12 protein-coding genes are annotated in these 13,883 nt (G+C 63.9%); 6 read left to right on the top strand and 6 right to left on the bottom strand.

The genetic code is table 11. The features are described from left to right. Nucleotides 1–108: 108 nt before the first annotated feature. On the bottom strand, nucleotides 109–450 hold the full coding sequence (locus tag ABIB90_RS17320; RefSeq protein WP_007592473.1) for a hypothetical protein: 342 nt from the start codon (nucleotides 448–450) through the stop codon (nucleotides 109–111). Nucleotides 451–720: 270 nt separating this feature from the next. Between ABIB90_RS17320 and ABIB90_RS17315 the strand changes: the two genes are divergently transcribed. Next, complete coding sequence (locus tag ABIB90_RS17315; protein ID WP_211399711.1) at nucleotides 721–1,344, top strand: ParB-like protein; 624 nt, start codon at nucleotides 721–723, stop codon at nucleotides 1,342–1,344. Between the two features lie 150 nt (nucleotides 1,345–1,494). Further along, on the top strand, nucleotides 1,495–1,638 hold the full coding sequence (locus tag ABIB90_RS17310) for a hypothetical protein (RefSeq protein WP_354161218.1): 144 nt from the start codon (nucleotides 1,495–1,497) through the stop codon (nucleotides 1,636–1,638). Between the two features lie 17 nt (nucleotides 1,639–1,655). Here ABIB90_RS17310 and ABIB90_RS17305 read toward each other — a convergent pair whose 3' ends face one another. From ABIB90_RS17305 to ABIB90_RS17295, 3 genes are all read right to left on the bottom strand, one after another. Next, nucleotides 1,656–2,597 carry a hypothetical protein gene (locus ABIB90_RS17305; RefSeq protein WP_354161221.1) on the bottom strand — a complete coding sequence of 314 codons (942 nt, stop codon included), beginning with the start codon at nucleotides 2,595–2,597 and terminating at the stop codon, nucleotides 1,656–1,658. A gap of 200 nt (nucleotides 2,598–2,797) precedes the next feature. Next, nucleotides 2,798–3,376, bottom strand: coding sequence for a peroxidase-related enzyme (locus tag ABIB90_RS17300; RefSeq protein ID WP_219682566.1), 579 nt, complete (start codon nucleotides 3,374–3,376; stop codon nucleotides 2,798–2,800). Between the two features lie 103 nt (nucleotides 3,377–3,479). Continuing rightward, nucleotides 3,480–5,219, bottom strand: a complete 1,740-nt coding sequence (locus tag ABIB90_RS17295; protein WP_354127860.1) for an ATP-binding protein — start codon at nucleotides 5,217–5,219, stop codon at nucleotides 3,480–3,482. Nucleotides 5,220–5,657: 438 nt separating this feature from the next. Between ABIB90_RS17295 and ABIB90_RS17290 the strand changes: the two genes are divergently transcribed. Further along, entirely contained in the window at nucleotides 5,658–6,626 is a 969-nt protein-coding gene (locus ABIB90_RS17290) for a catechol 2,3-dioxygenase (RefSeq protein ID WP_007592461.1), read from the top strand. On the opposite strand, the gene ABIB90_RS17285 is transcribed toward ABIB90_RS17290, so the two are convergent. Together ABIB90_RS17285 and ABIB90_RS17280 are read right to left on the bottom strand one after the other, a co-directional pair. Then, nucleotides 6,623–10,153, bottom strand: coding sequence for a molybdopterin cofactor-binding domain-containing protein (locus tag ABIB90_RS17285; RefSeq protein WP_354161226.1), 3,531 nt, complete (start codon nucleotides 10,151–10,153; stop codon nucleotides 6,623–6,625). The two genes, ABIB90_RS17290 and ABIB90_RS17285, sit on opposite strands and share 4 nt — an antisense overlap. Then, nucleotides 10,153–10,635, bottom strand: a complete 483-nt coding sequence (locus ABIB90_RS17280; protein ID WP_354161229.1) for a (2Fe-2S)-binding protein — start codon at nucleotides 10,633–10,635, stop codon at nucleotides 10,153–10,155. Before ABIB90_RS17280 ends, ABIB90_RS17285 begins: the two co-directional genes overlap by 1 nt. A 278-nt stretch (nucleotides 10,636–10,913) precedes the next feature. Here ABIB90_RS17280 and ABIB90_RS17275 point away from each other — a divergent pair, with 278 nt between their 5' ends. Genes ABIB90_RS17275 through ABIB90_RS17265 form a run of 3 tightly spaced genes read left to right on the top strand, consistent with a single transcriptional unit; the run spans nucleotide 10,914 to nucleotide 13,879 of the window. After that, the gene (locus ABIB90_RS17275) at nucleotides 10,914–12,371 is read left to right on the top strand and encodes a 6-hydroxynicotinate reductase (RefSeq protein ID WP_354161232.1); all 1,458 of its coding nucleotides are present in this window, start codon (nucleotides 10,914–10,916) and stop codon (nucleotides 12,369–12,371) included. After that, nucleotides 12,368–13,267, top strand: a complete 900-nt coding sequence (locus tag ABIB90_RS17270; RefSeq protein WP_354161235.1) for a UPF0280 family protein — start codon at nucleotides 12,368–12,370, stop codon at nucleotides 13,265–13,267. Before ABIB90_RS17275 ends, ABIB90_RS17270 begins: the two co-directional genes overlap by 4 nt. A 27-nt stretch (nucleotides 13,268–13,294) precedes the next feature. Beyond that, nucleotides 13,295–13,879, top strand: a complete 585-nt coding sequence (locus tag ABIB90_RS17265) for an amino acid synthesis family protein (RefSeq protein ID WP_354103794.1) — start codon at nucleotides 13,295–13,297, stop codon at nucleotides 13,877–13,879. Nucleotides 13,880–13,883 lie beyond the last annotated feature (4 nt).

Genomic DNA, 13,883 nt, shown 5'->3' with positions numbered 1-13,883 from the left:
AAAGCCCGTATATCGGAGCGCCGCCCTGAGTTCAATGGAGCCGGCGGGTGTGGGGACAGGGCAGGGATGCCCGGCTGAGCCGTTTGTCTTGCTCGCCAGACGCCTTGCCTAGATGTGCGGCGTCGTGATCTTCACGCAGTCGCGGCGGCCCATCAGCACGCAATCCTGGGTCCGACGCAGGTCGGCGATGCTCACCGCGAGCCATATCCCGATCGCGGTCAGTGCGATGGTGAAGGCCAGCGCCGCGATGTTGGCGAGCATGCGATGGCGGAAATCGTCCGGTTCAGTGCGGGGCTGCTCGTAGCGCGACAGGTCGAGCGGCTCGGGCGCGACGCGCAATTGCTGCACGCTACCGTTGCCGCGGTAGCCCGTCGGGGAAGGCGAGGTGCGCGGCCTGAACTGGAGCACCCGGTGCTCGTCATCCGAGCTTATGGGCCGCTGGGTTGTCATGGTGCAGGGATCACTCCGAAGCAGCGATTTTTAGATAGCATACGTGGTGAACGCGTTGCAGAAAATCTTCTCAACGCGCACGTGCATTGCGCGTCCGCACTATCCTGCAGGGCTGCGAACGAAGGATCGTGGAACCGTGGTCGTTCCGGCATGCAGAGGGTGCGATGCAATAATACCCACCGAACCGAATGCATTTGCCGGCGCGATGCCCATGGCATAGTCCAGGGAACCTGACCACGCAGTTGCAACCATGTTAAAGGCCTTTCGACCATGACCAATACGCGCGAACCGAGAGTGCATCCGGTGTCGATCCTGTCGCTGCGGCCGACGCAGATGACCGTCGGAATGCGCGAGGTCAAGGAGAAGCGCAAGCGCTGGCGCGAGCACGACAAGAAGAAGCAGGCCGATCTGCTCGGCAAGCATATGATCCCCGTCGTGCACGGCCCCGACGAGCGCTATTACGTGATCGACCATCATCATCTCGGTCGCGCGCTGCACGACGAGGGCGTCAAGGAGGTGCTGGTCACCATCGTCGGCGACCTCAGGATGGTCGAGCGCGAAGCTTTCTGGGGCGTCATGGACAACAAGCGCTGGGTTTACCCCTACGACGCCAAGGGTGAACGGCGACCGTTCCGCGATTTGCCCAAATCCGTCGTCGATCTCAAGGATGATCCCTTCCGGAGCCTTGCCGGCGAGCTGCGCCGCATGGGCGGCTTCGCCAAGGACACCACGCCGTTCTCCGAATTCCTGTGGGCCGATTATCTGCGCCGAAAGCTGTCGCGCAAGGCTGTGGATGCCAATTTCGACAAGGCACTCGAGAAGGCGATGTCCTCAGCCAAGAGCAAGGATGCGATCTATCTGCCCGGCTGGTGTGGGCCAGCGGAGGATGATTAGACGCAACGCTCGCAGCAGTACGGCATGCAGCTGCGCAAACCTGATCTGATCACAGCCTCTTGAGCGAAACCATCTTCCGTCCGCGCGAAGCCGTGCTGAAACAAAACCGTGCCATCTGTTGGGGTTGTCGAGCTCTCATAGGAGGCCGAAATGCGCCGTCTGATTTTCGCCGTTGCCCTGCTCGTGGTCGCTTCAGCCGGGATATCGGCATCGTTCGCGGCAGTTCACCATGCCAAGACATTGACGTTTTCAGAGCGCTTTGCCCCGGCGCTCGAGTTGATGGCGAACCGCTAGGACAGATTCACGCCGGTTCAACCAGCAGCGTCGCGATCGATTTTGCGCAGCCGCACAAAGGCGGCCCAGGCCCGCGGATAATCCTTGTCCGTGGGATCGATCGTAAGAAGCGCGCGGCATGCTTCCTTGATCTCCTCAGGCGAAGGACGCTTGGCCGGAACGCCGGATGATTTGGCGTCCTCCCATCGACCCTCGATATCTTTCGCGAAAGCCAGGGCCTCGGCGCTCGTCCGCTTCTGGGTCGATTTCGCCAGCGGATGGTCCGACGGGAAATTCGGCCATGCGTTCGGCGGCTGGTCGACACGCCACGTCAGTTCATCTGCTTGTCGTGCCTCCACGCCCGAACTCGAATGCTGGGCTGCTGGCGCCCATCCTGCCCCTGCGGAGCCTGCCGAACCCGATGAGCCGGCCGATCTCCGCGCGACCGCCGAACCTGGCGCGACCGCCGCTGTCTGTCCGGCCAGCTGGCCAAGCTGTTGTTCCATCGTTCCGCCGCTGGACTTGGGGATGATTTTTTCGACGGTCTTGATCATCGACAGCGCTCCTGGCGATATCAGCGTGTTCTGGTCGGCAATTTTGTCGTCGGCCGCGTCTGGGCAGGGCCTGTAAGCAGAGCGCTGCGACGTCATCCGGCCGTCGTCGTCGATACGGGCAAAATCGATCGCGACAGTGTAAACGAACGCGGCCTCGACATACTGCCTCTCCTTATCCATCGCCTTTACGGAGCCGCATACGTATCTTGCCTTGTCTGCATCGATCGTTCGCAGGCCGTTGAAGTTAGCTGAATTCGGCGCAATGAGGACGCGTAAGACGGCAGCCCGCGCCTTGCCATGCTCCGATTCGAACATGCTCCATATCTCGTTCGCGTTGATGATCTCCGGCTGATAGTTCCAGGCGTATCCGGCCGCGAAGAATGCCGTGCCGATACAGGTCGCGACAACAAATGCCCGCACGTTCATGAGAAGCCCCCAACAGGCACGACTCATCCACGTCTCCGGTGACGGAAACTACGTAAGTTGTGCCAAAGCGTTTGTGCTAGTTGAGGGTGAGATTCTTAATAAAACGTATGCGATTGCGAAAACACAGAGTTCCCGTCAAACGGGAACTCATCCGCTGCATTTGTCGGCGACCCGGTCCTTACCGCGTTCGCTGCAGTCGGTCATTTCTTCGGCAGCCGTCCCATCAGATAGAATTCGTCATTCGGCCGCATGCCGGTGAAATTCGCCAGCCGGTTCGACAGTGCGAAGAAGGCTGAGATTGCGGCGATGTCCCAGATGTCGTCGTCGCTGAAGCCATGCGGCGCGAGCGCGGTGAAATCGTCCTCCGAAATCCGCTGCGCATCGGCCGAGACCTTCATCGCGAAGTCGAGCATCGCCTTTTGCCGCGGCGTGATGTCGGCCTTGCGGTAGTTCGTGGCGATCTGGTCCGCGATCAGCGGGTTCTTGGCGCGGATACGCAGGATCGCGCCATGCGCGATCACGCAATACTGGCACTGATTGGCCGCCGAGGTCGCGACCACGATCATCTCGCGTTCGGCTTTGGTGAGGCCGCCGTCCTTCTCCATCAGCGCGTCATGGTAGGCGAAGAAGGCGCGGAACTCGTCCGGGCGGTAGGCCAGCGTCAAGAACACGTTCGGCACGAAGCCGCTCTTCTCCTGCACGCCGAGGAGACGCGTGCGGATGTCGTCAGGGAGCGCATCGAGGGCGGGAGCGGGGAAGCGTTGCGCGGGCTTTGTCATGGGCATGGATTCCGGCTTGGGGCCGGCAACCATAGTCGATGCCGGTGCCATGCTCAACGTGACGCCGGGCTGGCAATGCCGGAGCTGGAAAACGAGCGTTGCTTTACCGCAGCGGCTTCTTCAGCAGCGAGAAGCGGTCCGGATCCAACCCCATCGACGGTTGCAGCATCGGGGCTTCGACGTTGGAGAGCGTCTTCGCGGGCGGCGCCGAGAACAACGGATCGTTCGGCACGTCGCGCTGCGAGGTGGCACCGCGCCAGCGCTCGAGCACGGCGCCGACGAAATGCATGTCGTGACCGGAGGTGACGGACGGCACGCTGCTGATGGTGGCTTCGCCGCGCGGCAATTGATGCGGCGGTACCTCCTTGAAGCGCAGCCGCGTCGGCAGTGCGACACCTTCGCCGAACGCCAGCACTTCGCGGGTACCGAGCGAGGGCACGAACGAGAGCAGGTTCGCGGCCGCATCCGACACCGCGGCGCGCAGCAGCGCCTGGTCGCGCTCGTTGGCAAGACGCATCGTGAACAGCGTGTTGCACTGGGAGATGATGGTGGCGTCGAGCTCGGCCGGACGCTGGGTGATGAGCCCGAGATAGACGCCGTATTTGCGGCCTTCCTTGGCGATGCGCGACACCGCCTTGCGGGTCGGCCCGAAGCCGACATTGCGATCGGCGGAGGCGTAGCGGTGAGCCTCTTCGCAGACGAACAGCATCGGCGAAACGCCGTCGCTCCACAGGCCGAAGTCGAAGGCCATGCGGCAGAGCACCGAGACGACGGAATCGATGACCTCGGCCGGGAAGCCGGCGAGCTGCATCACCGTCATCGGCTTGCCATTGGCCGGCAGGCGGAACAGATGGCTGATCACCTCGGCCATGGTGTCACCGCCGACATTGGCGTTGTCGAACATGAAGGCGTAGCGCGGGTCGTTGCGGACCGCCTCGATGCGGGAGATCAGCTTGTGATAGATGATGCGCGAGGAGCGGTTCTCGAGCTTGCCCATGCGCTCATCGATCAGCGACATCAGATCGACCAGGCGATAGGGCACCGGCGTATCGACGGTGTAGCCGATCTGTTTGGGATCGATGCGCTTCAGGCCGATGCGGTCGGCGTTCTGGTATTGGGTGTAGACGCCCTTGGCGAGCGGAATGACTTCTGCGAGGACGTCGAGCTCCTCAGGCACGCCGGCGCGGCCACCGAACAGCACGTCGACGATTTCCTCGAAATTGAACAGCCAGAACGGCAGTTTCAGATTGCGCGGGTTGAGCACCAGCGCGCGGTCGCCGAAGCAGCGGCCATATTCGTTGTGCACATCGAGCAGGAAGATGCGCAGGTTCGGGCGTGCCTTGAGAATCTCGTTGAGCAACAGCGACACGCCGGTCGATTTGCCGACACCGGTCGATCCCAGCACCGCAAAGTGCTTGGAGAGCATTTCCTCGATGTCGACATAGGCGACGACGGAGCTGTCCTGCTGGAGGAAGCCGACATTGATCTGGTCGGAACCGGTGGGCGCGTAGATCGTGCGCAGCTCCTGGCTCGTGATCAGATCGACCGAATCGCCGATGGTCGGATAGTTGGTGACGCCGCGCTGGAATTTGGCCTTGCCGGTCGCGTTGAGGATTTCGCCCAGCAGGTCGACCGAGGCGATGGCGATCAAATTGTCGTTGCTCGAGAGGTTCTCGCAGGACACCTCGGTGATCATGGCGACGATGACCGAGCTGGCGCAGCGGATGCTGACGAAGCGGCCGACAGTGGCCCGAACTTCCGAGACCGGCATCCGGCTTTCAGCCAGCAGCCCGACCCGGGCGAGCGACCCGCGAACCGAAATCACGCGTCCAAAGGATGTCACAATGAATGAACCTGGCAAGAGCAACGGGTTGCCCCGGACTATGCACGGCCGCCGCTGGACAAACGGTTAAACGGCAGGCGCCGGCGCTTCGTTAAATCCGCGACAATTCGGGTGCGAGGTTTGTTCCCAATGCAAACTTTCTGGCAGAAGCGGCCGTAAAATGCTGCTTTTTCCCGGCCGGCGGGCCTGGGAGTGCTTAAGGAAGATTTTACCATTCAGGCAGTCGGTCCGCCGGTCGGGGGACGAGTTGCCATCCTGGATGGCCCGTCATTCGCTCGGGGGCGATGTTTGATTTGTTGACGGGACCTAATCATTTGTACATTAGTACAAATGAACCGGCGACCCCGGTGCCGCCCGCCGGCGCGTGAGCGGATTACAGCCGGCGCCAGATCGCGGGATCCGGTCCAGCGGATCGGAAGCCACGCCTCGGAGGACACCATGCAGCCCGAACCGATCCTCGATCTCGCTCATCTCGGCCACATGGAGCTGTTGACGCCGAAGCCGGACGAGAGCCTGAAATTCTTCGTCGACGTCATGGGCATGACCGTCAGCGGACAAAAGGGCGAGTCGGTCTATTTGCGCGGCTGGGACGATTACGAGCGCTATTCGCTCAAACTGACGGCGTCGAAGACGTCAGGCATGGAGCACATGGCGTTGCGTGCGCGCAGCCAGCAGGCGCTGGAGCGCCGCGTTGCGGCGCTGAAAGGGTCCGGCTTCGACATCGGCTGGATCGACGGCGATATGGGGCAGGGGCCGACCTTCCGCTGCCGCGATCCCGATGGACACATCGTCGAGCTCTATTACGAGACCGAATGGTATCAGGCGCCACCCGAGCTGAAGCCCGCACTGAAGAACCAGGCGCAGCGCTTTCCCGCGCGTGGCGTCAACGTCCGGCGCCTCGACCACCTCAATTGCCTCGCCGTGGACATCAAGGCGAACCGCGAGTTCTTCGAGAATTATCTCGGCTGTCGGCTCACCGAGCAGATCGTGCTCAACGACGGCCGCGAAGCGGCGATGTGGCTGACGATGTCGAACAAGAGCTACGATTTCGCCTATTCGCTCGACCATTCCGGCACGCCCGGCCGCTTCCACCACGTCACCTACGCGCTCGACAGCCGCGAGGAGATCTTGCGCGCCGCCGACATCTTCCTGGAGAACGGCATCCACATCGAGACCGGGCCGCACAAGCACGCGATCCAGCAGACTTTCTTCCTCTATGTCTATGAGCCCGGCGGCAATCGCGTCGAAGTCGCCAATGCCGGCGCGCGCCTCATCCTCGCGCCCGACTGGAAGCCGATCGTGTGGACGGAAGAGGAGCGCAAGAAGGGGCAGGCCTGGGGCCTGAAGACGATTGAGTCGTTCCATACGCACGGCACGCCGCCGGTGGACGTGAAGAAGCACGCTTAATGTGCTGAGGTCCGGAGGCGCGTGACTGTCTCGCGCACGCCGGTCCATGCTGGCCTGTCCGGTGCGAACTGCTTGCGCAGGAACGTGACGAGTTCCTCGACCTGTGCGTCGCTCATGCTGTTCTTGAATGCCGGCATGTAGCCGAGATCGCTCGACACCGGCTCGGCGATGCCGTGCAGGATGATTTGAACGAGATTGTCCGATGTCGCGCTGTGCAGATTGCTGTTGAGCGCGAGCGAGGGGCGGCTGCCGAACAGCGGCAGGCCGCCGACCTCGTGGCAGACGGCGCAGGCGCCCTGATAGAGTCGCGCGCCGGCTGAGGACGGCATCGTGACTTGCGTTGAAGCTTCGAGCTTCAGAGCAATCGCATCCTGGGCTTTCCCGTCGGTCGCGGCGTCATTGAACGAGTTGAGATAGACGGCCATGGCGCGGATGTCCTGGTCGGGCAGGGCCGCGAGATCCCTGACGATCGGCGCCATCGGTCCGGCGGCGACGCCATGATATCGCGAGTGGCCGGTGCGCAAATAGGCGAAGAGCTCGTCCTCGCTCCATGGGATCGGCGCATGCGAGAGCGAGGTCAGCGGCGGCGCCTCCCAGCCTTCGGCAAAGCCGCCGGCGAGATAAGCGCCACGCTGCTCGGCGCCGAGTGCGTTGCGCGGCGAATGGCAGCCGCTGCAATGGCCGAGGCCCTCGACGAGATAAGCGCCGCGATTCCAGACCTCGGATTTGGCGGGATCAGGCTTGAACTCCCGCGTCTGGTGGAACAGCGCATTCCATCCGGCAAGTAGCGGGCGGAGGTTGAACGGGAAGGCGAGCGTATTCGCAGGCTGCGTCGCTCGCACCACTGGCTGTGCCATCAGATAGGCATAAAGCGCCTGCATGTCGGCATCGCCAGTCTTCGAAAAGTGCGTGTAGGGGAAGGCGGGATAGAGTTGCCGTCCGTCGCGATGCAGCCCGTCGCGCATCGCGCGCTCGAAGGCGGGATAGGACCAGGCGCCGATGCCGGTCTCGACGTCGGGCGTGATGTTGGTTGCGTAGATCGTGCCGAACGGCGTCTCCAGGGCGCGGCCACCGGCGTTGAGCGCACCGCCGATCATGGTGTGGCACTCCGCGCAATTGCCGAGTGCGGCCAGTTGTTGCCCGCGCGCGATCGTTGCGGCGGAATAGACAGATGCATCGGGTCGGGTGATCGGCGCGATGGCCCGGCCCGGCAAAAGAGCCGCACCGATGCCGATTGCCGCGGTGCAGACTGCCGCGATCGTCGCGAAGACGCCGGCGCGTTTCGCGAAGGGATTTTCCCAGAGACGGGCTGGCTGTGGCGTAGCGGGAGCGGGCAACGCCTGCGGCGTGGCTGGGGCGCCGCCGTGCAGCCCCTTGAGGATACGCTCGGGCGTGAACGGCGGCTCGCGAAAGCGCACGCCGGTGGCATCGAAGATCGCGTTCGCAATCGCAGCCGCACTTGGGACCGAGGCGGACTCGCCGACGCCGAGCGGCGGCTGGTCCGGCCGCGGCAGCAACAACACGTCGATCTTGGGCACGTCAGGGAAGGGGATGATCGGATAGGCACCCCATTCGCGCGCCGAGACTGCGCCGCGCTCGAACGAGACCTCCTCCATCAGCGCGCGGCTGGTGGACTGGATGACGTTGCCATGGATCTGGTGGCGCACGCCGTCCGGGTTGATCATCAATCCGGAGTCCTGCCCGGCGACCACGCGCGTCACGCTGACGTCGCCGGTGGCCTTGTTCACGGCAACGTCGGTGACCCAGGCCGACCACGCCGCGCCGTAGCCGGGGAATTTGCTGTGGACGTAGAGCGCATAGGCAAAGCCGCGCCCATGCACGATCTCGCCGTCTTTCTCTTCGCGCACCGGCCGCGGCGTCCAGCCCGCCCGCTCGGCGACCGCATGGACGAGATCGACGGCGCGCTGGTCCTTCAGGTAACGCAGGCGATATTCGATCGGATCGACGCCGGCCTCGGTCGCAGCTTCGTCGATATAGGATTCATGCGCAAAGGTGTTCGGCAGGGCCGAGACGCCGCGAAACCAGGACGCGCGCACGATCGGCGCCATGTCGTGTGCGACGACGCGCATGTGGCCGTAATCGTAAGGCGGGATCGCGGTCCGGTCGCCCATCTGGAGGACGTCCGGCTTCGGCGATATCCGCCCCGTCAGCAACAGCGCCAACGTCGGGGCGGCATTCGAGGGATAGCGCGTGGCGAGATCGTAGGCGGCGACGTCGCCCGCCGCGTCCAGGCCGCCATTGACGTCGATGAGCTGCGCGGCGCCCTTGGGCTCCCAGGCGTGCTCCTGCTCGCGCGTCAGCTGCACGCGCACGGGTCGGCCGACAGCGCGCGAAAGCAACAACGCGTCCGCGGTGACATCGTCGGCGCAGTTGCGGCCGTAGCAGCCGGCGGCCTCCAATCTGATGACCTCGATCTCGCTCTCGGGACGCTCGATCAGCAGCGACAGGTCTGCGCGCAGCACGTGCGGGTTCTGCGTGCCCGACCAGACGCGGATGTTGCCGTCCTGGAAGTCGGCGACCGCGCAGGACGGGCCGATCGAGGCATGCATCTGATAGGGCCAGAGGTAGGTGCGCCGCATCGGCTTGGCTGCGCCGGCAATGGCAGCGTCGACGTCGCCCTTGTCGATCAGCGTCCGCGGCGTCGATGGATTGGCGCGCAGCGCGTTCTCGACGTCGGCGAGATCGGTCAGTTCAGGCGTCGGTCGCCAGCTCACCGCAAGCTGCTCCGCCGCGCGGATCGCGTTCTCCTCGCGCTCCGCGACGACGCCGACGAAATCGCCAATCCGTACGACGGCCATGATGCCGGGAATGTCGCGCACCGAGGATTCGTCGACCGAAATCAGGCTGGTGCCGACGAACGGGCCGGCGTCGACCCCGGCATAGGGCGGGCGCACCACGCGGCCGTGCAGCATGCCGGATACGCGGATGTCGTGCACGAAGGTCAGCTCGCCCGTGGCTTTGGCCGGGAGGTCGATGCGGGGCATCGACTGGCCGACAATGGCGTAATCGTCGACCGGCTTGACAGCGACGTCGTCGGCAAGCTCGAGACGAATGGTCTCCCCGCTGATCAACTCGCCATAGCTGATGCTGCGATTGTCGTGCCCGCGCACGAGGCCGTCTTCGATCCTGAGATCGGCTGCCGGCAGCTCCAGGTGCTCGGCCGCACGTGCGATCAGGAAGTGTCGCGCCTGCGCGGCGGCTTTGCGCAGGGGAACGGCGGTAATCTGGATGGTCTCGCTCGCGATCGTCGCGCCCTGGTTCGGCACCGTTGCGGTGTCGCCGAGCACGACGACGACGCGGGCAAAGGACACATCCAACTCCTCGGCCACGATCTGGCCAAGCGCCGTGCGGATGCCGGTGCCGAGATCGACATGACCATTGTAGGCGCTGACCAAACCCTCCGCGGTAATGCGGACGAAGGTCTCGGAGGTGCACTCGTCCACCGTGCGGACGACGACGAGCGAGCCGGATTGCAGCTCAGCCCCGTTCGGATGCGGGGAGGCCATCAATCACCGGCCTCGGCGAGCTGGCCAGACGCACGCATCACGGCGCGAAGAATTTCGATATGCGTGCCGCAGCGACAGAGATTGTAGCGCAGCGCCGCCAGCGCCTCCTGCTCGGTGGGCCGCGGGTTGATCGCAAGCAGCGCCTTGGTGGTCATGATCATGCCATTGAGGCAATAGCCGCATTGCGCGGCCTGCTCGTCGATGAAGGCTTGCTGCACCAGATCCGGCTTGTCGCGGGTACCGAGCCCTTCGAGCGTCACGACGTCGCGACCGGCGCAGCCACTGATCGGAATGACGCAAGAGCGCGCCGCGGCGCCATCGATCAGGACAGTGCAGGTGCCGCATTCACCGAGGCCGCAACCGTATTTCGGACCGTTGAGCGCGAGATCGTTGCGCAGCACGTAGAGCAGCGGCGTGTCTCGCGCCGCAGTGATCTCGTGGATCCTGCCGTTCACGGTGATGCGGATCGGTGTCTGCGTCATCCTCGTTCCCAAGTCGACTTGTTGAGCGCCGCCAAAGCTTCGCGAATTCCAAGTCCGCTCAAAATCTACGTTGCGACGATACCGTTTGTACACAAACGTGCAAGCCGTGCATGCCGCAGTGCAGCGCGAATGCCTTCTTTGTGGACAGGGCGAGTAGGCAAATGAGGTTTTATGCGGCAGGCGTATGTTTTGCGCCGCACCGCCGCTTGACAGCCATCGGGAGGGCGCGCAACATCGTTCGTGTACAAATGATAACTGCACTGTCGGCTGGCTTTGACATGGTGACTGAACCTACGAGCGCCGCCATCGACAAGATCCGCTGCGATGCGTGTCCGGTGATGTGCTACATCAAGCCGGGCGCGGCGGGCGCCTGCGACCGCTATGCCAATCACGAGGGCAAGCTCGTCCGCGTCGATCCGCATGTGATCCTGGAGCGCACCGTGTCGCATGGCGGCAAGCTCGTTCCGTTCAGCCGCACCGAAGATTGGGACGGCAAGATCGTCCACGAGCCTTCCACCTTTGTAACGGCGATCGGCGCGGGGACGACCTATCCCGACTACAAGCCGGCGCCGTTCATCGTCTCGGCGGAGGTCGACGGCGTCGACATGGTGACTGTCGTCACCGAGGGCATCTTCTCCTATTGCGGCATCAAGGTGAAGATCGACACCGACCGCTATCTCGGGCCGGAGACGGCAACCGTCCGTGCACAAGGCGAGGCGGTCGGTCATGTCACCACCAGCGAATACGGTTCGCAGATGCTGTCGCTCGGCGGCGTGCATCATCTGACCGGCGGCTCCAAGAAGGAGGGCCGCGTCACCTGCGACACGCTGATGGATCTCGCAAATTGCAAGGCGGTCGAACTCACCATCGACGGTGGCGCGAGCGTGGTGGTGCAGGCCGGCCAGCCGCCGATCGTCAACGGCATGAAAGAAGAGCGCATGCGCGTCGGCTGCGGCTCGGCGACGATCGGCATGTTCGCCAAGCAATGGCACGGCAAGGTCGACGAGGTCGTCGTGGTCGACGACCATATCACCGGCGTGCTCTCGGAGCACCAGGCCGGCAAGCTGCTCGACATCGCCGATACCGGCATCAAGATGAAGGGGCGCCGCTCGACGCCCGGCCGCTATTTCCAGGTCGCCGATCCCGGCACGGGTTGGGGCGGCACCAATATCTCCGATCCGCTCGCAATCCTGGGACCGTTCGACGCGAAGGAGGCCAACCCTGGCCTCACCATGCTGATGGTCTCCACGACGGGCGAGCATTCGTCCTATTACGTGCTCGACGAAGCCTTGAAGCCGGTCGAGACCGAGATGCCGGATGACCTCAAGTTTTCGGTCGAGCGCATTCAGGAGAATTGCGAACCGGCGCTGTGTACGGTGCTGTTCATGGCGGGCGCCGGTGGTTCCTTGCGGGCGGGCGTGACGGACAATCCGGTGCGGCTGACGCGCTCGGTGAAGGACGCCCTGACGCGCGTCACCAGTGGCGGCGCGCCTGTTTATGTCTGGCCGGGCGGCGGCATTACCTACATGGTCGACGTGACGCAGATGCCGGCGGGGGCATTCGGTTACGTGCCGACGCCGGCGCTGGTCGCGCCGATCGAATTCACGATGAAGCTGTCGGACTATGCGGCGCTCGGCGGGCACATGGATTATGTGAAACCGCTCTCCGAAGTTCAGGGCGGCGAGGATGTCCGCCAATTGCCCTGGCAGAACCCGATTCCGGGGCCTCGGGCATGACAAGGCTCCCGCAAATCGCGTTGCTGTCTGATGGCCGGCGGCTGCATTTGCAGGATGGACCGATTGATTTGGTCGTCGAGGCGAGGGGGGCCGCCGACGCAGTGCGTGCGGCCTATGAGGCTGCGGCCCGGCGCTTCACGGGGTTGCTCGACGAGCTCTGCGCGGAACTGCCCGAACTGCGGGCGGCGGCTGAGCCGAAGCGGACATTGCTGGTTGGCGTCGTGGCGCGCCGCATGCACGCCGCGGTGGCGCCTTATGCCGCTGATGATTTCATTACGCCGATGGCGGCGGTTGCCGGCGGCGTGGCGGAGGAGATTCTCGGCGCAATGCTGAACGCTGCGGCGCTCGATCGGGCCTATGTCAACAATGGCGGCGACCTTGCTCTACATCTCGGCCAGGGCCGGCATTTTTCGGTCGGCCTGATGGACCGGCCCGATCGCGACGGCGTGATGCGGACGATCAGGGTGGACGCCGATGATTCCGTGCGCGGCATTGCGACCAGTGGACGGCACGGCCGCAGCTTTTCGCTTGGGATTGCCGATGCGGTGACCGTGTTGGCCGGAACGGCCTCGCAAGCCGATGCCGCCGCGACGATCATTGCGAATGCCGTCGATTTGCCGGGGCATCCGGCGATCATCCGAAAGCCAGCGTGCGAGCTTCAGCCCGACAGCGATCTCGGCGCGCGGCTCGTGACCCGCAACGTTGGTGGATTGTCGCAGAACGAGATCGCCACCGCGCTCGAATCTGGCGCGGAATGTGCACGGCAATTATTCGATCGCGGATTGATCGAGGGTGCCGTGTTGCAGCTTTGTGGTGATATGCTTGTCATCGGGACCAAGGATATTGAACGGCAACGATCGCGCCCGCTTGTACAAGAGAACGCGGTTCATGCCTGAACAGGGAAGCGGCTCGAGGAAAAAATCATGAGCGCGATCATCCGCAAGATCGTCACCGTTGTCGAAGAGACGCAGATGGAGATGGGCCGCCAGGTCTCGCCGCCGACGCGGCGTGCGGCGGCAATCGCCGTGATCGAGAACCCGTTTGCCGGAAAATATGTCGAGGATCTCTCGCCGCTGATCGCGATCGGCGAGGAGCTCGGCGAGCTGCTGTCGAAGCGCGCGGTGGCGGCGCTTGGCATCGACGGGTCCAAGGCGCAGAGCTATGGCAAGGCCGCGGCCGTCGGCGAGAACGGCGAGCTGGAGCATGCAGCCGCCATCCTTCACCCGAAAATGGGTGCGCCGGTGCGCAAAGTGCTAGGCAAGGGCGCTGCGCTGATCCCGTCGTCGAAGAAGCGCAGTGGACCCGGCACGACGCTGGACATTCCGTTGGGCCACAAGGATGCAGCCTTCGTGCGCAGTCATTTCGACGGCATGGAAGTGCAGATCAACGACGCGCCGCGCGCCAACGAGATCATGGTCGCGGTCGCCGTCACCGACAGCGGCCGTCCTTTGCCGCGCGTCGGCGGGCTGACCGTTGCGGAGATCAAGGGCGAAGACGGACTGCGTTAATCTT

Origin of the sequence: Bradyrhizobium sp. JR4.1, assembly GCF_040548605.1 — a bacterium.
GTDB lineage: Bacteria > Pseudomonadota > Alphaproteobacteria > Rhizobiales > Xanthobacteraceae > Bradyrhizobium > Bradyrhizobium canariense.
Note: the sequence above shows the minus strand (reverse complement) of the source record. Positions and strands in the feature narration are given on the sequence as shown.